Source organism: Caulobacter sp. GW821-FHT11A05 (genome assembly GCF_058809015.1).
The window spans coordinates 190,991-208,287 of the sequence record NZ_JBXASF010000009.1 but is presented as its reverse complement, the minus strand read 5'-3'; the positions used below and the strand labels follow the sequence as shown (position 1 = coordinate 208,287).

General features: G+C 68.7%; 14 protein-coding genes. 4 read left to right on the top strand and 10 right to left on the bottom strand.

The window, feature by feature from the left end; all coding sequences use genetic code 11:
* Window positions 1-24: 24 nt before the first annotated feature.
* The 7 genes from AC1RSK_RS14800 to dnaK form a co-directional block, all read right to left on the bottom strand.
* Complete coding sequence (locus AC1RSK_RS14800) at window positions 25-2,850, bottom strand: [protein-PII] uridylyltransferase (protein ID WP_492908334.1); 2,826 nt, start codon at window positions 2,848-2,850, stop codon at window positions 25-27.
* 47 nt (window positions 2,851-2,897) lie between these two features.
* Complete coding sequence (locus tag AC1RSK_RS14795) at window positions 2,898-3,329, bottom strand: type II toxin-antitoxin system VapC family toxin (RefSeq protein ID WP_492908333.1); 432 nt, start codon at window positions 3,327-3,329, stop codon at window positions 2,898-2,900.
* Window positions 3,326-3,961, bottom strand: coding sequence for a DUF433 domain-containing protein (locus AC1RSK_RS14790; RefSeq protein WP_492908332.1), 636 nt, complete (start codon window positions 3,959-3,961; stop codon window positions 3,326-3,328). The genes AC1RSK_RS14795 and AC1RSK_RS14790 overlap by 4 nt, the downstream gene beginning before the upstream one ends.
* A 59-nt stretch (window positions 3,962-4,020) precedes the next feature.
* Window positions 4,021-6,696 (bottom strand): DNA mismatch repair protein MutS, encoded by a 2,676-nt coding sequence (mutS, locus tag AC1RSK_RS14785; protein ID WP_492908331.1) that lies wholly within the window; start codon window positions 6,694-6,696, stop codon window positions 4,021-4,023.
* Window positions 6,697-6,884: 188 nt separating this feature from the next.
* Window positions 6,885-7,478: a hypothetical protein gene (locus AC1RSK_RS14780; RefSeq protein ID WP_492908330.1), complete on the bottom strand. Its 594-nt coding sequence runs from the start codon at window positions 7,476-7,478 to the stop codon at window positions 6,885-6,887.
* A 173-nt stretch (window positions 7,479-7,651) separates the two neighbouring features.
* Window positions 7,652-8,806: a molecular chaperone DnaJ gene (gene dnaJ / locus AC1RSK_RS14775; RefSeq protein WP_492908329.1), complete on the bottom strand. Its 1,155-nt coding sequence runs from the start codon at window positions 8,804-8,806 to the stop codon at window positions 7,652-7,654.
* Window positions 8,807-8,994: 188 nt separating this feature from the next.
* A complete protein-coding gene (gene dnaK, locus AC1RSK_RS14770; protein WP_492908328.1) occupies window positions 8,995-10,899 on the bottom strand; it encodes a molecular chaperone DnaK in 1,905 nt (634 codons plus the stop codon).
* A 244-nt stretch (window positions 10,900-11,143) separates the two neighbouring features.
* Here dnaK and AC1RSK_RS14765 point away from each other — a divergent pair, with 244 nt between their 5' ends.
* Together AC1RSK_RS14765 and AC1RSK_RS14760 are read left to right on the top strand one after the other, a co-directional pair.
* The gene (locus AC1RSK_RS14765; protein ID WP_492908327.1) at window positions 11,144-11,752 is read left to right on the top strand and encodes an alpha-ketoglutarate-dependent dioxygenase AlkB; all 609 of its coding nucleotides are present in this window, start codon (window positions 11,144-11,146) and stop codon (window positions 11,750-11,752) included.
* 68 nt (window positions 11,753-11,820) lie between these two features.
* Entirely contained in the window at window positions 11,821-12,717 is an 897-nt protein-coding gene (locus AC1RSK_RS14760) for a dienelactone hydrolase family protein (protein ID WP_492908326.1), read from the top strand.
* Window positions 12,718-12,944: 227 nt separating this feature from the next.
* On the opposite strand, the gene dnaA is transcribed toward AC1RSK_RS14760, so the two are convergent.
* Window positions 12,945-14,390: a chromosomal replication initiator protein DnaA gene (gene dnaA, locus AC1RSK_RS14755; RefSeq protein WP_492908325.1), complete on the bottom strand. Its 1,446-nt coding sequence runs from the start codon at window positions 14,388-14,390 to the stop codon at window positions 12,945-12,947.
* A gap of 431 nt (window positions 14,391-14,821) precedes the next feature.
* Window positions 14,822-15,091, bottom strand: a complete 270-nt coding sequence (gene rpsT, locus AC1RSK_RS14750) for a 30S ribosomal protein S20 (protein WP_492908324.1) — start codon at window positions 15,089-15,091, stop codon at window positions 14,822-14,824.
* A 150-nt stretch (window positions 15,092-15,241) separates the two neighbouring features.
* Here rpsT and AC1RSK_RS14745 point away from each other — a divergent pair, with 150 nt between their 5' ends.
* Entirely contained in the window at window positions 15,242-15,706 is a 465-nt protein-coding gene (locus AC1RSK_RS14745; RefSeq protein ID WP_492908323.1) for a hypothetical protein, read from the top strand.
* On the opposite strand, the gene AC1RSK_RS14740 is transcribed toward AC1RSK_RS14745, so the two are convergent.
* Window positions 15,707-16,486, bottom strand: a complete 780-nt coding sequence (locus tag AC1RSK_RS14740) for an enoyl-CoA hydratase (protein ID WP_492908322.1) — start codon at window positions 16,484-16,486, stop codon at window positions 15,707-15,709.
* 101 nt (window positions 16,487-16,587) lie between these two features.
* Here AC1RSK_RS14740 and AC1RSK_RS14735 point away from each other — a divergent pair, with 101 nt between their 5' ends.
* Window positions 16,588-17,295: an FkbM family methyltransferase gene (locus AC1RSK_RS14735; RefSeq protein ID WP_492908321.1), complete on the top strand. Its 708-nt coding sequence runs from the start codon at window positions 16,588-16,590 to the stop codon at window positions 17,293-17,295.
* Window positions 17,296-17,297 lie beyond the last annotated feature (2 nt).

Sequence of the window (17,297 nt, the reverse complement as noted above, 5' to 3'; positions counted from 1 at the left end):
AGCGGGAGAAGGGCGCTTCGCTTGCTAGCGCGCCACGCTGGCCCGCGCGCGTTGCAGCCGCGGCTTGGCCTTGGCCGCCGCGCCGGTCTCCTCGGCTTCCAGCACCGCCATCAGGTCTTCCTTCAGCGCCGCCTGCCGGCGCGGGTCGATGACCTTATGGCCGGCGGCGGTCTGGACGTAGAAGGCGTCGACGGCGCGCTCGCCGTAGCTGTCGATGTGGGCCGAGATGATGCTCAGGCCCTGCTCGGAAATCGCCCGGGCCAGGGAATGCAGCAGGCCCGGCCGGTCGCGGCCCGAGGCCTCGACGACCGTGGCCTCCGTGGAGGCCTCGTTGTCCAGCATCACGGTCGGCACGATGGCGAAGGCGGCGGTGCGGCCAAGGTCGCTGCGACGCCCCTCCGGCGGCACGCCCTCGCCCCGGCCGGCGGCTTCCAGCGCGTCAGCCAGGCGGCGCAGGGAGCGGGGATTGTCGGCGCCGTAAGGCGCCCCGGAGGCGTCCTGCACCTGGAAGACGTCCAGCGCCTGCCCCGACTGCGAGGTGAACACCCTGGCCCCCAGCACGTTGCCGCCCAGGCCCGACAGGGCGGCGGCCAGGTCGGCGAACAGGCCGCGCCGGTCCTTGGCGGCGACCACCAGTTCGGCGGTGTTGCGGTCGGTGCGGATGCGGCAGCCGGCGGCGGCTCCGCCCTGCTGGCCGGCCCGCTGGACCAGGGCGGCGTGCTCGGCGACCTCGGCGGTGGTGAAGGCGCTGAAGTAGGCGTCCTCCATGGTCGCGGCCCACTCATCCGTGCCGGGGTGGGCGGCGGCCAGGGCGGCGCGGGCTTCGCGGGCGGCGGCTTCCTGGTGGCGCTGGGCGGCGGCGGCGGGGTCACTCGAACGACCACCCCGGAAGATGGCCTCGGCCCCGGCGTAGAGCTCACGCAGCAGCTGGCCCTTCCAGCCGTTCCACACCCCTGGACCGACGGCGCGGATGTCGGCCACGGTCAGCACTAGCAAGAGGCGCATGCGTTCGGGGTTCTCGACGATGCGAGCGAAGGCGGCCACCGTCGCCGGGTCGGCGACGTCGCGCTTCTGGGCGAAATCGCTCATCACCAGATGATGCTCGACCAGCCAGGCGACCAGCTCGATCTTGCCGCGCTCGACGCCCAGCCGCTCGCAGGCCTGCCGCGCCGAACGGGCGCCGGCCTTCTCCTGGCCGCCAACCCCGCCCTTGCCGGTGTCGTGCAGCATCATGGCCAGGAACAGGGCCTCGCGGTCGTCGATCAGCGGCATGATCGAGGTGGCCAGCGGGTGGTCCTCCTCCAGCCGGCCGTGCTCGATGTCGTTGATGATGCCGATGGCCCGCAGGGTGTGCTCGTCCACCGTGTAGCTGTGGTACATGTTGAACTGCATCTGGGCGACGATCCGGCCGAACTCCGGCAGGAAACGGCCCAGCACCCCGGCCTCGTTCATCAGCGTCAGCGTCCGGTACGGCTTCTTGCCGCGCGCCAGAATGTCGAGGAAGGCCTCCACCGCGTCGGGATCGCGCCGCAGCTTGCTGCCAATCAGCGGCAGGGAACGGGTGGCGGCCGTGAAGGCGTCCGGATGCAGGTCGAGGTTCAGCACATCGGCGATGCGGAACATGCGGATCATGTCGACCGGATCGCGGCTGAAGACGTTGGGGTTGTCGATGTTGAGGCGGCCGTTCTCCTCGTGGAAGCCCGGATAGTCGAGCTCGCGGCGCTTGATCTTGCTGCGGCCGGGCAGGAAGCGGGAAAGACCCTTGGGCTCCTGCTTGAGGTGCTCGGCCTCCAGCTTGGCCGAGAAGGCCCGGGTCAGGGCTCCGACCTCGCGGGCGATCAGGAAATAGTGGCGCATGAAGCGCTCGACGGCCGGGTTGTCGGCCCGGTCGCCATAGCCCATGCGGCGGGCCAGCTCCGGCTGCACGTCGAAGGTCAGCCGCTCTTCGGGCCGGCCGGTGGTGAAGTGCAGATGGGCCCGCACCGCATGCAGGAAGTCGAAGGCGCGGGTGAAGGCGCGGACCTCGCGCGGGTGGAAGTGGGGCAGGCGGAAGATGTCGCTCGGCCGGTCGACGGGATAGAGGTACTCGGCGATCCACATCAGGGTGTGCAGGTCGCGTAAGCCCCCCTTGCCCTCCTTGACGTTGGGCTCGACCATGTAGCGGCTGGCGCCGGCCCGGGCGTGGCGCTCGTCGCGCTCCTTCAGCTTGGCGGCGACGAACTCGGGGCCGGTGCCGCGCATCACCTCATTGAGGTAGCGTTTGCGCAGGTCCAGGGCGAGCTGCTGGTCGCCGCTCAGCTTGCGGGCCTCCAGCAGCGAAGTGCGGATGGTGAAGTCTTCCTTCGACAGCTTGATGCATTCGTCGATGGTGCGGCTGGCGTGGCCGACCTTGAAGCCCAGATCCCACAGGGCATAGAGCATGTACTCGATGACGCTCTCTGCGTGGGCGGTCTGTTTCCAGGGCCGCAGGAACAGCAAATCGATGTCGCTGTAGGGGCTGAGCACCGAGCGGCCATAGCCGCCGACCGCCAGCAGGCAGAGCCGCTCGCCCTCGGTCGGGTTGCGGGCCCGGAACACATGGACGGTGGTGAAGTCGTAGAGGGCGGTGATCACCTCATCGGTGACGCCGCAGAGCAGACGCGCGGTCTCGACCCCGCCGGCCCCGTTCTCCAGCCGCTCCTTGGCGATCATCCGTCCGCGAAACAGCGCCTGCTTGAGGATCTCCAGCGCCCGGCGGCGCTGTTCGGGCTCGTCGCCGACGGCATCGAGGGCGGCGGCCGAGAGTCGGGCTCGCAGGGCTTCGCCGTCAACGACGTGTTCGAGGCGGGTCGGGCGAAGGCGCGGGGGCATGGGTCCTATGTGCGCTGTGGAACGGTGGTGTGCAATGCACCGTCGTTCTAGACGTCTCTGACCGTGGGTTTGGCCTCGAAGGGGTTCAGAACCTTCACGCCTCGGCCTTCGAAATCAGCGACGTTGCGGGTAACCACCACCAGGTTGTGAACGCGAGCGGTCGCGGCGATGGCCATGTCCCGTTGGTTCTTGTCCTTTGCGCCGAGAAGGCGCGCCCATTCGGCAGACACCTTTTCGTCGATCGGAATGATCCGCCCGGCATAGATCGCTTCCAGGGCATCCAGTCCCACAAGCTTCGCGGCCGCTTCCGCCGGACGCGTACGGCGCTGTCGCTCCCATCCCCGCTGCTTCTCGAACAGGGTCATGGCGCTCAACCGGAGCTCATGGTCGTCGACGGTTTTGAGCCATGCCCGGACGGCGAGGTTCCCCGACGGATGCATCTCCCGGAGGACGTTTTCGTCGACCAGATAGAGGGTCAATCGAACATCCGCGGCGTTGCAGGGTCCGGTGGGTCGATATCGAAGACCCCTTCCGCCGCCAGGTCGCCCAAGGTTCGCTTCAAGCTGCGTGCGGGATAGGGATGTCCCCCCTTGGGGTAGGCGGTGGCATAGTCCAACGCGATCTGCAGCTCCGACGGTGTGAGACTTGGATAGTCCTCAATGATCTCTTCGGCGGACTGCCCGCGGCTCAGGCCAGCGACCACATAGACCGGAACACCGCTCCGTTTGAGGCAGGGCTCCCCATCCGGCCCTGGCGAGACGGAGAGTTTCAAAGTCGCCAGTCGCTCCAGTCGTTCCTCGAGCTGCCGGTCGACAGGCCCAAGCTCGAGCGCCATCTCGCCAAACTGCAGACGCGGGGTGTCGGCAGGCAATCGCTTGAGCGCCTCGTAGATCCGCTTGCGGCCAGATGGGGTCAGATCCCGCTTGAGCCCCATGGTGACCTTGAAGAAGCGAAGTTCCGGCCGGCCGAGCAGTCGCCGTCGCGTCTTGCCGGACTTGACGATTTTCGCCTTGACGACTCCGCGGTCGATGGCTCGGCCCAAGACCTCGCTGGACTGGTCCAGGACGTAGCCGGCCTCTGCGAGGGTCAGGTTTTGACTCGTGTTCGTCATCTGCGCGCCCTAATTCACTCCAATATGGGGGTGAATTATATTGGACGCAATGAGCGCCCTCAAAGCAGGCCCCTCAACCGATACAGGGCCTCCAGCGCCTCGCGCGGGCTCATGCCATCCGGGTCCAGCGCCTTGAGCGCCTCCTCGGCCGGGCTTGGGCCCCATTTCTGCACCGGCGTCGGCGCCGCCATCTCGAACAGCGGCAGCCCCTCCAGCCGCGCGGGGCTGTGGCTCTCGGTCTCCAGCCGTTCCAGCACCTCGCGGGCGCGGACCACCACGGCGGGCGGCACCCCGGCCAGCTTGGCGACCTGGACGCCATAGGAGCGGTCGGCGGGGCCGGGGCCGCATTCGTGCAGGAAGACGAGGTCGCCGTTCCACTCCTTGGCCCGAAGGCTGAGGTTGGAGACGTGGGCCAGGCGATCCTCCAGGGTGGCCAGCTCGTGGTAGTGGGTGGCGAACAGGGCCCTGGAGCGGTTGGTGTCGTGCAGGGCCTCGGCGCAAGCCCAGGCGATGGCCAAGCCGTCCCAGGTGGCGGTGCCGCGGCCGATCTCGTCGAGGATGACAAAGCTGCGGGGCGTGGCTTGGGTGAGGATGGCGGCGGTCTCGACCATCTCGGCCATGAAGGTCGAACGGCCGCGGGCCAGGTCGTCGCCGGCCCCGACACGGCTGAACAGCCGGTCGACGATCCCCAGGGTCAGGGCCTGGGCGGGGACGTAAGAGCCGGACTGGGCCAGCACGGCCAGCAGGGCGTTCTGGCGCAGGAAGGTCGACTTACCGGCCATGTTGGGGCCGGTGACGATGCTGAGGCGCGAGCCCTGCTCGCCGCTGCCGTCGAGGCAGCAGTCGTTGGGGGTGAAGGGATCGCCGGCCCGCTTCACCGCCGCCTCGACCACCGGGTGGCGGGCGGCCTTGGCGTCGAAGCAGAGGGATCTGTCGACCACCGGGCGGCAGGCATTGGCGTCCTCGGCCCATTCGGCCAGGGCCGAGGCGACGTCGAGCATGGCCAGTCCCTGGGCGGCCGCGCGCAGGGGTTCGGCCAGGGCCACGGCCTGGTCGCGCCAGGCCTCGAAGGTCTGCACCTCGATGGCCAGGGCCCGCTCGCCGGCCTGGGCGATGCGGGCGTCGAGGTCGGCCAGTTCGACGGTGGTGAACCGCACCTGGTTGGCCAGGGTCTGGCGGTGGATGAAGACGGAATTGTGTGGGGGTTGGAACAGGGGATCGGCCTTGTTCGCCGTCGTCTCCACGAAATAGCCGAGCACGGCGTTGTGGCGGATCTTCAGCGGCACGCCGCTGTCGGTCGCCAGCCGTGTTTCAAGGCCGGCGATCACCCGCCGACTGTCGTCGCGCAGGGCGCGGGCCTGGTCGAGCTCGGGGCGGATGCCCTCGGCGACGAAGCCGCCGTCGCGGGCCTGGGCCGGCAGGTCGGGGCCGAGGCCCGCCTCCAGGCCGGCCAGCAGGCTGGAGAGGTCGATGGAGTTGCTGGGCGAGATGGCGACCAGGGCCGCCTCGATCTCGGCCGGCGGGCCGCTCAAGGCGTCGCCGCCGGCCCGGCCGGCGAGCGTCTCGCCGACCTTGAGGCCGTCGCGCAGGGTTCCGAGGTCGCGCGGGCCGCCCCGGCCGAGGGCCAGGCGCGACAGGGCGCGGGCCATGTCGCCGGCCCGGCGCAGCTGGTCGCGGACGTCCTCGCGCAGCTGGCGCCGTTCGAGGAACCATTGCACGGCGTCCAGCCGCGCCTCGATGCGGGCCGGGTCGAGCAGGGGCCTGGCCAGCCGCTCGGCCAGCAGGCGTGAGCCCGGGGCGGTGATGGTGCGGTCGATGGCGCCCAGCAGGCTGCCGTCGCGCTGGCCGCCGGTGGTCTTCTCGATCTCCAGGCTGGTCCGGGTGGCCGGGTCGATGGCCATGACGTCGGCCTCGCCGGCCCGGCGCGGCGGCGACAGGGCCGGCAGGCGGCCGGCTTGCGTGACTTCCAGATGGGCGGCGATCAGGCCCAGCGCCGAGATCTCCGCCCCGGCCAGGCCGCCGAAGCCGTCGAGGGTCTCGACGCCATAGAGCCGCTTCACCCGCGCCTCGCTGGCCGAGGGCTCGGCCAGGGCCTGGGCCATCGGCTGGACCAGGCCACCGGCCAGCTTGAGGGCGGCGGAGATATGTTCGTCGGCGAACAGGCGGTCGGGGACGAGGATTTCCGACGGGCTCAGCGCCGCCAGCGCCGCCGCCAGGCCGCTGGGGGCCAGCAACAGGCTCTCGACGACGCCGGTGGAGAGTTCGACGCTGGCCACGGCCGCCTGGCCGGCCCTAAGGGCGATGGCGGCCAGGCGGTTGGCGCCGCGGCTGTCGAGCAGGCTGTCCTCGGTCAGGGTGCCGGGGGTGATGATCCGCACCACGTCGCGGCGGACGATGGACTTGCTGCCGCGCTTCCTGGCCTCGGCGGGGTCTTCCATCTGCTCGCAGACGGCGACCTTGAAGCCCGAGCGGATCAGCTTGGCCAGATAGGCCTCGGCGGCATGGACCGGCACCCCGGCCATCGGAATCGGCTGGCCGTTGTGATTGCCCCGAAAGGTCTGGCTGATGCCGAGGGCGGCCGCCGCCTTGATCGCGTCGTCGAAAAACAGCTCGTAGAAGTCACCCATGCGGAAGAAGACCAGGGCGTCGGGCTGACGGGCCTTGGCTTCGAAATACTGCGCCATGACGGGCGTGGCGCCGGCGGCTTCAGGAAGATTTGGGGTCGGGGCGTTCATGGACCGCCCAACCTAGCGATCCTGCCGGTGAATCGACAGGGGTTAACGCGCCTTCGCTGTCATCCTCCGGGCTCGCGAAGCGAGAACCGGGGGACCCATCCGTCCGCGTGAAGATTGTTCGGAGTCTTTCCAGAGCCGCCTTGGGTCCCCCGGTCCGCTGCGCGGCCGGAGGATGACAACTTTGGGGTTCAGTTGTCCGCGACCGGGGCCATGGTCCCCGGCGCGGTCGGGGCGGCGGCGGGGGTCGGCGGGGTCAGGCGGAAGCTGTTGATGAAGCGGTCGGAGCCTTCCAGCGGGGTGTCGATGAAGCCGACGGCCATCACCTGGTAGAAGTTCTCGCCCTGAACGACCAGGCGGATGCGCATGGCGATGCCCTTGTCCTTCAGCTGCAGGGTCAGATCGCGGGCCAGGGCGCCGTCGATGCTGAGGTCGGCCTTGGCGACCACCTCGCCCTTGCTGGAGTCGAGGATGGCGGCGGCGCCGTTGTCGAGGGCCGCCTTGGCGTCGCTGGAGACGCCGCTGGTCGAGACGACCATGAACTTGCCGGTTGTGCCCGCCTCCAGGGCGGCGATGTCGACCACCGCGCCGCCGGGGGTGGTTTCCTGGCTCTGGCTGGGCACGCCGGGGAACTCGACCCGGTAGCCGTACTTGCTGTCCTTGTGGGTGCGCCAGGCGCGCTGGGCGTAGGCCGGCGCCGAGACGCTGAGGGCGGCGACCGACCCGGCCGTCAGCAGGGTCAGCGACAACAGCAGCGGACGGAGGGACGAGAAGGCGCGCAGCATGACGGCTCCGACACTGGGGGCGCTGGGGGCCGCCATCACACGAGAATGGGCCGCGCCGTTTACTACGAGGGAAGGGTGTTTAGACCCTTTTGACGCCCCGGTCAGTCAAAGTTGGCATTTCGCGAGGCGCTCGACGGACGCCGAAACCGGCGGCCACTTTCGGCTGTCTCGCTCTAGCCACCCGTGACGTTCGACCAGAAGCGCTTGGCTTTACCCACGAAGTTGGCGGATTTGGGGTGCTGGGCCTCGCCGGTCAGATCGGCGAACTCGCGCATCAGCTCGCGCTGGCGGGCGGAAAGCTGGGTCGGGGTCTCGACGAACAGCTCGACGACCAGGTCGCCCTTTTCCCGGGACCGCAGGGACGGCATGCCGCGGCCCTTGAGGCGCACGGTCTTGCCGGTCTGCACCCCTTCGGGGACCTTGACCTTCATGCGGCATTGGCCGTCGCAGTTCTCGCCGCCGGTCAGGCAGGGGGCCTCGATGTCGCCGCCGAGCACGGCCGTGGCCATCGGCACCGGCACGGTGCACAGGAGGTCCAGGCCGTCGCGCTCGAACAGGTCGTGCGGGGCCACCGACAGGAAGATGTAGAGGTCGCCGCGCGGGCCGCCGCGCTGGCCGGCGTCGCCCTCGCCCGCCAGGCGGATGCGGGCCCCGTCGTCGACCCCGGCCGGGATGCGGACGGAGAGGACGCGTTCCTTGCGGACCTGGCCGGCCCCGTGGCAGCTCTTGCACGGGTCCATGATCATCTTGCCCGAGCCGCCGCAGCGGGGGCAGGCGCGCTCGATCGAGAAGAAGCCCTGGGTGGCGCGCACCCGGCCGGCGCCGCCACAGCTGCCGCAGACGGTCGGGCTGGTGCCGGGCTTGGCGCCCGAGCCTTCGCAGGTCTCGCAGGTGATCGAGGAGGGGACCTTGATCTCCTTCTCGGAGCCCGCGTAGGCCTCCTCCAGGGTGATCTCCAGGTCGTAGCGCAGGTCAGCGCCGCGGGCCGGGCCGTTGCTGCGCTGGCGGCCGCCACGGCCGAACATTTCGCCAAAGGCGTCGCCGAACACCTCGCTGAAGATGTCGTTGACGTCGTGGAAGCCCTGGCCTCCGCCACCGCCGTTCATGCCGTTGACGCCGGCGTGGCCGAAGCGATCGTAGGCGGCCCGCTTCTGCGGATCGCTGAGGATCGAATAGGCCTCGTTGATTTCCTTGAAGCGTGAAGACGCGTCCTCACAACCGCCATTGCGGTCGGGATGGTGCTCCATGGCCTGCTTGCGGAAGGCGGACTTCAGCGCCGCGTCGTCCGCGCCACGGGTCACGCCCAGGATGTCATAGTAGTCGCGCATGGCGGCTTAAGCTTATCCGAACGTCAATGTTTTGAGATGGGAAGTATCCCGTCCCGCTTCAAGCCCATTCCCCAGTTGGGGGACGGCGATGCGGGACGGGACTTCTGCGTGCGTTCGCGAAGGCGGCGGCGACGCTCCCCGAAGGGAGCTATGCCCAACTTGAGCCGCCTGCGCGATAGGGCGCATTGTCACGCCGACTTCTTGTCGTCGTCGACTTCCTCGAACTCGGCGTCGACGACGCTTTCGTCCGTGCTTTCGGCGGCGGCGCCCCCTTCAGCGGTTTCACCCTGCTGGGCCTTGTACATGGCCTCGCCGAGCTTCATCGACGCCTGGATCAGCGTCTGGGTCTTGGCGCTGATGTCCTCGGCGTCTTCGCCTTCGACGGCCGCCTTCAGATCGGCCAGGGCCGTCTCGATGGCGGCCTTCTCATCCGGGCCGACCTTGTCGCCGTGTTCGGCCAGGGCCTTTTCGGAGGAGTGGATCACCGCGTCAGCCTGGTTCTTGGCTTCGACGGCGGCCTTGCGCTTGTCGTCCTCGGCTTTGTTCGACTCCGCTTCCTGGACCATCTTCTCGATGTCGGCGTCCGACAGGCCGCCGTTCGCCTGGATGCGGATGGCCTGTTCCTTGTTGGTCGCCTTGTCCTTGGCGGTCACGTGAACGATGCCGTTGGCGTCGATGTCGAAGGTGACCTCGATCTGCGGCACGCCGCGCGGGGCCGGCGGGATGCCGGCCAGGTCGAACTGGCCGAGGATCTTGTTGTCGCTGGCCATCGGGCGTTCGCCCTGGAAGACCCGGATCGTCACGGCCGACTGGTTGTCGTCGGCGGTCGAGAAGGTCTGGCTCTTCTTGGTCGGGATGGTGGTGTTGCGCTCGATCAGCGGGGTGAACACGCCGCCCAACGTCTCGATGCCGAGGGTCAGCGGGGTGACATCGAGCAGCAGCACGTCCTTGACGTCGCCTTGCAGAACGCCGGCCTGAACGGCGGCGCCGAGGGCGACCACTTCGTCCGGGTTGACGCCCTTGTGGGGCTCGCGGCCAAAGAATTCCTTCACCGCTTCCACGACCTTGGGCATGCGGGTCATGCCGCCGACCAGGACCACCTCGTCGATGTCGGTCTTCTTGAGACCGGCGTCCTTCAGGGCCTGTTCGCAGGGGCCGATGGTCTTGGCGACCAGGTCCTCGACGAGCGCTTCCAGCTTGGCGCGGGTCATCTTGATGTTCAGATGCAGCGGGCCCGAGGCGTTCATGCTGATGAAGGGCAGGTTCACCTCGTACTGGGTGACGCTGCTGAGTTCCTTCTTGGCCTTTTCGGCCTCTTCCTTCAGGCGCTGCAGGGCCAGCTTGTCCTTGCGCAGGTCGGTGCTGGTTTCCTTTTTGAACTCGTCGGCCAGGTAGTCGACGATCCGCATGTCGAAGTCTTCACCGCCCAGGAAGGTGTCGCCGTTGGTCGACTTCACCTCGAAGACGCCGTCGCCGATCTCCAGGATCGAGACGTCGAAGGTGCCGCCGCCGAGGTCGTAGACGGCGATCTTCTTGCCTTCGTTCTTTTCCAGGCCGTAGGCCAGGGCGGCCGCGGTCGGCTCGTTGATGATGCGCAGGACTTCCAGGCCGGCGATCTTGCCGGCGTCCTTGGTGGCCTGGCGCTGGGCGTCGTTGAAGTAGGCGGGGACGGTGATCACCGCCTTGGTGACGGTCTCGCCGAGGTGCTGCTCAGCGGCTTCCTTCATCTTCTGCAGGGTGAAGGCGCTGATCTGCTGGGGCGAATAGTCCTTGCCGTGCGAGCGGACGTAAGCGGCGCCGCCCGGACCCTTGACGATCTCGTAGGGGACCATCTCCTTGTCCTTGGCGACCACGGGGTCGTCCCACTGGCGGCCGATCAGGCGCTTGATGGCGAAGAAGGTGTTGGTCGGGTTGGTCACCGCCTGGCGCTTGGCCGGCTGACCGACGATGCGCTCGCCGTCTTCCTGGATGCCGACCACCGAGGGGGTGGTGCGCGAGCCTTCGGCGTTCTCGATGACCTTGGGGGTCTTGCCGTCCATGATGGCGACGCACGAGTTGGTGGTGCCGAGGTCAATGCCGATGATCTTGCTCATCTTGCGGTCTTTCGCTCCTCTTTGGCGGACGAAACCCGTGGGCCTGGAATTCCAGCGCCCGAACGACTTCCTGTTCCGTCCCCTCTAGACAAAATGGCCTTGCGGCCGGTTGAGAACACATCGCAAGTTTCCGCTCAGGTAAACTCACGCTTCGAGTCGCCATATGGGGAGGGCGCAGTCTCCCGCAAGGGCAAAACCCCATTTGCCGTGGGGCTTTGCCCGGCCCCGCGATAGAAGTCCAGCCATGACGGTTCCCTCAGGTTTTCAACTGTTTCCGGCCGCGCTGGACGCCGCGGCGCAGAAGGCGTTGGCGGAGCAGGTGCTTAGCGCCCTCGAAGGGGTTCCGGCGGCCCATTATGTCACCCCCGGCGGCAAGGCGATGAGCGTGGCGATGAGCAATCTGGGGCCGCTCGGCTGGGTCTCCGACGCGCGGGGATATCGTTACCAGGGGGCGCACCCTGGCAGCGGCAAACCCTGGCCGGCGATCCCGCAGATCCTGCTCGATCTCTGGAGCCGGCATGCCGATGCGGCGGTTCCGCCGGACGCCTGCCTGGTCAACCTCTACCGGGGGGCGGCGAAGATGGGGCTGCACCAGGATCGCGACGAGGCGGATATGCGGTTTCCGGTGCTGTCGGTGTCGCTGGGCGACACGGCGGTGTTCCGCATCGGCGGGACGACGCGGGGCGGCAGGACGGCGTCTGTGCGCCTGGCCTCGGGGGATGTCTGCCTGCTCGGCGGCGAGGCGCGGCTGGCCTTCCACGGGGTGGACCGCATCCTGCCGGGCAGCTCCAGCCTGATCCCCGGCGGCGGCCGGCTGAACCTGACTTTGAGGCGCGCCGCACCCGTCTCCTGAATCCCTTTGCCCCGCGACATTCTGGCGCGTTACGGTGGGTCCTAAGAGTAAAGGCTGGGAGGCCGCCAATGCAGATCCTCACGCGTCCGGAGGGCAACGAACCGGGCGATCTCAACGTTTCGCGCCGCCTGGTGGGCGGCCTGTTCTTCGCCGGCTACGCCGCCGCCGCCGTCTCGGCCGAGGCTGCGCCGATCACCACCGACGAGACCGACCTGAAGACCGGCGTGGTGATGATCCCCAGTTTCGACCGCGCCATTCCCGCCTATATCGCCCGGCCGGACGCCCGCGGCCGCTTCCCGACCGTGCTGGTCGTCTCCGAGGTGTTCGGCGTCCACGAATACATCCGCGACACCTGCCGGCGCCTCGCCAAGCTGGGCTATGTGGCCATCGCCCCGGACTTCTTCGTCCGTCACGGCGACCCGGCGCCGCTCACCGATTTTGGTCAGATCCGCAAGATCGTCGGCGACACGACGGATGCTGAGACCCAGGGCGACGTCAACGCCACCGTCGCCTGGCTCAACCAGCAGCGCTTCGTCGATCCGGAGCGCAAGGCCATCACCGGCTTCTGCTGGGGCGGGGCGGTGGTCTGGCTGGCCTGCGAGCGGACCCGCGACTTCAAGTGCGGGGTGGCCTGGTACGGCCGCCTCAGCCGCCCGGCGGCGGGGCAGTTCCTCGGCGAGCCGGACCGCGAATGGCCGCTGGAAAAGGCCGGGGTGCTGAAATGTCCGGTGCTGGGGCTCTACGCCGGCAAGGACCAGGGGATTCCGGCCAAGGACATCGACGCCATGCGCGAGATCCTGGTGCGGACCAAGAAGGTCGGGTCGGACATCGTCGTCTACCCGAACGCCCAGCACGGGTTCCACGCGGACTACCGGGCGACCTACGACGAGGCGTCGGCCAGGGACGGCTGGACGCGGATGCTGGCCTATTTCGCGCAGTATGGGGTGGCGGGGAAGCGGTTCTAGGCGGGGCGAAACGCTCTGCCGCGCTCCCTCCCCTTTATGGGGAGGGACAGACCGCGAAGCGGTCAGGGTGGGGAAGTCGGATGCCGCCCACCCAGAGCCTGTGATTGTCGAATGCCAAGTCCGGCTGACGTCCGCGTTTGAACGCGAGTGCCCCACCCTGCGAGGCTTCGCCTCGCTGTCCCTCCCCATAAAGGGGAGGGAGGGCGCCTGGCCCTCGCCCCCGCGCCCTAACCCCGCAGTTTCCGCGTCAGGGTCTCGAGGTCCCGCGTCAGCACCGGATCATCGGCTTTCAGCTCCTCGATCCGCCGCACCGCATGGATCACCGTCGTATGATCCCGGCCGCCAAAGCGCCGGCCGATGTCCGGCAGGCTCCGCGTCGTCAGCTGCTTGGCCAGCCACATCGCCGCCTGGCGCGGCCGGGCGATCGCCCGGTTACGGCGTTCCGACAGCAGGTCCGCCTGGCGCAGGCTGTAGTGCTCGGCCACGGCCTTCTGGATGTCGTCGACGGTGACCCGCTTCTCGGCGCCGCGCAGGTGCGGGCGCAGGATGTTCTGAGCCTCGTCGAGGCTGACGGTGCGGATGTCCTCGCCGGCCCGGGCCAGCAGGGTGTTGAGGGCGCCTTCCAGCTCCCGCACGCTGTCGGTGAAGCGGTCGGCCAGGAACTGCAGGACTTCCGGACGGGCCGAGGCCACGAACCCGGCCTGACGGCCAAGCGTGTCCAGCTTGCGCTCCAGGATGCCCAGACGCAGGGTCCGGTCGGCCGGCTCCAGGCCGCAGACCAGGCCCGCCGACAGATGGCTGCGCAGGCGGGCGTCGACCTCGGTCAGGGCCGACGGCGGACGGTCGGCCGAGAACACCACCCGGCGGCCGTCCTCCATCAGGGCGGTGAGGGTGTGGAACAGCTCTTCCTGCGACGACTGCTTGCCGCCGATGAAGTGGACATCGTCGATCAGCAGCAGGTCGGCGGCCCGCAGCTCTTCCTTGAAGGCGGCGGTCTGGCGATCCATCACCGCGCGGACGAAGGTCGACAGGAACCGCTCGGCGGTCAGGTAGATGACCTTCTTGTCGGGGGCGTTGCGCATGGCCTCCCAGGCCATGGCGTTCAGCAGGTGGGTCTTCCCGAAGCCGTAGGGGCCGTGGAAGACCACCGGGTTGAAGTGGCCGTCGGCCCAGCTGGCGACGCGCTTGGCGACCGCATGGCCGAACTCGTTGGCCGGGCCCGGCACGAAGGTGTCGAAGTTGAAGCGTTCCTGCAGGCCCGAATTGCGGGCCGGACGGGCGGCGGGGCCGGCGGTCGGTGGCGAGACCTGCGGCACGTCGCTGGAGACCGGCTCGGCCGTCTCGATGACATGCGGGTGCGAGGGAGGAGGAGCGCCGCCGGCGGTCTCGAATTCCATCCGCGACTTCAGGTCCAGGCGGCGGCCGTCGGGGTCGTTCTGGGCCCACAGCTCGGAGATGCGGCGCCAGGCGTTGCGGCGGATCCAGTCGCGGGCGACGCCCGTCGGGGTGACGAGCACAGGGGCGCCGTCAGGCCCCTCGCGCAGGGCGGCCTGAGCCAGCCACGACCCGAAGTCGGCCTCGCCCAGCTCCCGGCGCAGCGCAAGACAGGCTTTGCCCCACACCGATATCGCCGGCGCCGAAGAGGTCATGCGCTGTCCACCCGAAGTCATCATAGCCCACCATCATTATTCTTGTTCAGCCCCGAGATCCGTGACCGCCCGCCCCCACGACGGTAGTCCCGGTTTCCAGACACAATTCTTCCCCGTGCGCCGGATAGACTCTATCCGTCGTCCCGCCCGAGACCCCGGAAACACCGGGTTGAAAAGCGCTGAGAGGATGACCTTAGTGCCCCCGGATCGGGGGGGTCAAACGTGAAATTTGGCGCCGGACGCGGATATTTCTGTTGACTCGCGAGAGGCCCTCGCGTGGCAAGGGAAATCGTTAATCCTACTTCCGGGCACTGAGTTAATGCGTCGCGGGGTTGTGATCAGGGGGCGTACAAAAGCCGCCCGAGAATTGATCCCGGACGGCTCATGAAACGCTGTAATTTCAAAAGGTTAGCTGAAGGCCCCAAATCAGGGCCGCGCAACCTTCGAAGGCCTGATCAGGCGGCCGACAGCTTCTTCAGCTGGGCGTGCAGGCGCGAAACCTTGCGCGAGCCGGTGTTCTTGTGAACCACGCCCTTGGTCACGGCGCGCATCAGTTCCGACTGCGCCTCGACGAAGGCGCCCTTGGCGGCTTCGACGTCGCCCGAGGTCACGGCCTCTTCGAACTTGCGCAGGAAGGTGCGGACGCGCGAACGGCGCGCCTTGTTGACTTCGGTGCGGCGTTCGATCTTGCGGATCGCTTTCTTGGCGCCGGGATTATTGGCCATGGTGCTCTCTAAAACCTTGGGACGGACAGGCAGTCGGACATCGGGCCCGGCTGCCGTGTAATCGGAAGCGCGGCGATATACGGGAAGGGGCCAGTGCGGTCAATGCGGATTCCCTGTTCCCAGCCGCCGCGCCGCCGTTAAGCTTGCCCCATGCATCGTCGCGCCCTGCTCCTCGCCGCCCTCTCCGTTCCCGTCGCCGCGCCGCTGGCGGCCTGCGATCTGATGCAGCCGGGACCCCTGCGCATCGTCTGCGATCCCGAGCTGGTCACGGCGATGGAAGCGGCGGCGACCGCCTGGCCCGCGAGGCGCGGCGCGCCGGTGCAGGTCGAGACCGACATCTCCCTGGTCCAGCTCGGCCGCAAGATGGAGCTGCTGCAGGGCGGCGTCATCGCCACCCGCGAGCCGAAACAGGCCAACCGCATCCAGCGCCTGGGCCTGGCGCGGCTGGAGAACCGCTGGACGCGCGACATCGACGGCGGGCCGGTCCACCTGGTCGTCACCCGCGGCGACTTCCAGGACGAGTACGAGGCCAAGAAGTTCGCCAAATGGCTGGCGACGCCGCAGGCCGATCGGTTCGTGGACGGCGCGGAGCGGACGGTCGGGACCTCGACCTGACTACGTCCCCGTGAAGTTCGGCTTCCGCTTCTCAACGAAGGCGGCCATGCCCTCCTTCTGGTCCTCGAAGGCGAACAGGCTGTGGAACAGGCGGCGCTCCAGGGCGACGCCGGTGGTCAGCGTCGTCTCGTAGGCGGCTTCGACCAGTTCCTTGTTCATCGCCACGGCCAGCGGCGACTGGCCGGCGATCTTGACGGCGGCGGCCAGGGCCTCTTCCAGCAGCTTGTCTGCGGGCACGACCCGCGACACCAACCCAGCGCGCTCGGCCTCGGCCGCGTCCATCATCCGGGCGGTGAGGATCATGTCCATGGCCTTGGACTTGCCGACGAAGCGGGTCAGCCGCTGGGTGCCGCCGATGCCGGGGGCGACGCCGAGGTTGATCTCCGGCTGGCCGAACTTCGCCGTCTCGCTGGCGATGATGAAGCTGCACATCATGGCCAGCTCGCAGCCGCCGCCCAGGGCGTAGCCGCTGACGGCGGCGATGATCGGCTTGCGGAAGGTCTCGATGCGCCGCGCCGCCGCCGTGAAGAAGTCCAGCTTGAACATCTGCGCATAGGTCTTGTCCGACATCTCCTTGATGTCGGCCCCGGCCGCGAAGGCCTTCTCCGAGCCGGTCAGCACCAGGCAGCGGACGCCCTCGTCGGCCTCGGCGGCGTCGAGGACCTGGCCGAGTTCCCCCAGCAGCTGACTGTTGAGGGCGTTCAGCGCCTCGGGGCGGTTGAGGCGGACGAGCAGGACGCCGTCGTGCGGCGCCTCGACGAGAAGGGTCTGGTAGGTCATATGCGTTCTTGCCTCCTTCGCGAGATTTGCTCAAGGCTCGACCGAAGGCCTTTGGCAAGTCCCCGACCGACGCGCCCCGACGGCGCCCCTGGAGTTCCGCGATGAAGTTGACGGCTCGGCAATGGGGCGACTGGCTGGCTCACGTCCTGAAGGCGGCGACGCAGCAGCACCACCAGGCCCTGAAGCCCCTGTTCGCGCCCTACATCCCCGCCGCGGCGGTTGTGGTCGATATCGGCGCCCACGCCGGCCAGTTCTCGCGGCTGTTCGCCCGGATGGCGCCGCAGGGCCATGTCTACGCCTTCGAGCCCTCGGCCTATGCCCGCTCGGTGATGCAGACGGCCATGGTGGTCAATCGGGCGGCGAACGTGACCCTCACCCCCAAGGGGCTGTCGGATGCGCCGGGCGAGCTGGTGCTGCACACGCCGATCAAGAAGGCCGGCGGCCTGGGGTTCGGCGCCGCCTACCTCGGCGAGGCCCAGACCAACCGGGCCGCCGCGCCGCAGACGGTGGCCCTGACCACGCTGGACGCCTTCGCCGCCGAGGTCGGGCTGACGCGCCTGGACTTCATCAAGGCCGATGTCGAGGGCTGGGAGTTTCACGCCCTGCGCGGCGGCGAGGCGACCCTGCGGCGCTTCCGGCCGGCCCTCTATCTCGAGGTCAGCGACGAGCACCTGTCGCGGGCCGGGGGCTCGGCGGCCGAGCTGTTCGCCTGGCTGGGCGCCCTCGGCTACGAGGCCCGGCGGGTTCCGGCCATGACGCCGGCGCCGGCCTATGAAGGCGCGGCCAACTATCTGTTCACCAGCCGCTGAGC

Coding starts and splice junctions, on each gene's coding strand:
- AC1RSK_RS14765 (WP_492908327.1), top strand. CDS start 11,144: ATGACGGTTCCCTCAGGTTTTCAACTGTTTCCGGCCGCGCTGGACGCC.
- AC1RSK_RS14800 (WP_492908334.1), bottom strand. CDS start 2,850: ATGCCCCCGCGCCTTCGCCCGACCCGCCTCGAACACGTCGTTGACGGC.
- mutS (WP_492908331.1), bottom strand. CDS start 6,696: ATGAACGCCCCGACCCCAAATCTTCCTGAAGCCGCCGGCGCCACGCCC.
- dnaA (WP_492908325.1), bottom strand. CDS start 14,390: ATGATGACTTCGGGTGGACAGCGCATGACCTCTTCGGCGCCGGCGATA.
- dnaJ (WP_492908329.1), bottom strand. CDS start 8,806: ATGCGCGACTACTATGACATCCTGGGCGTGACCCGTGGCGCGGACGAC.
- AC1RSK_RS14735 (WP_492908321.1), top strand. CDS start 16,588: ATGAAGTTGACGGCTCGGCAATGGGGCGACTGGCTGGCTCACGTCCTG.
- dnaK (WP_492908328.1), bottom strand. CDS start 10,899: ATGAGCAAGATCATCGGCATTGACCTCGGCACCACCAACTCGTGCGTC.
- AC1RSK_RS14780 (WP_492908330.1), bottom strand. CDS start 7,478: ATGCTGCGCGCCTTCTCGTCCCTCCGTCCGCTGCTGTTGTCGCTGACC.
- AC1RSK_RS14745 (WP_492908323.1), top strand. CDS start 15,242: ATGCATCGTCGCGCCCTGCTCCTCGCCGCCCTCTCCGTTCCCGTCGCC.
- AC1RSK_RS14740 (WP_492908322.1), bottom strand. CDS start 16,486: ATGACCTACCAGACCCTTCTCGTCGAGGCGCCGCACGACGGCGTCCTG.
- rpsT (WP_492908324.1), bottom strand. CDS start 15,091: ATGGCCAATAATCCCGGCGCCAAGAAAGCGATCCGCAAGATCGAACGC.
- AC1RSK_RS14760 (WP_492908326.1), top strand. CDS start 11,821: ATGCAGATCCTCACGCGTCCGGAGGGCAACGAACCGGGCGATCTCAAC.
- AC1RSK_RS14790 (WP_492908332.1), bottom strand. CDS start 3,961: ATGACGAACACGAGTCAAAACCTGACCCTCGCAGAGGCCGGCTACGTC.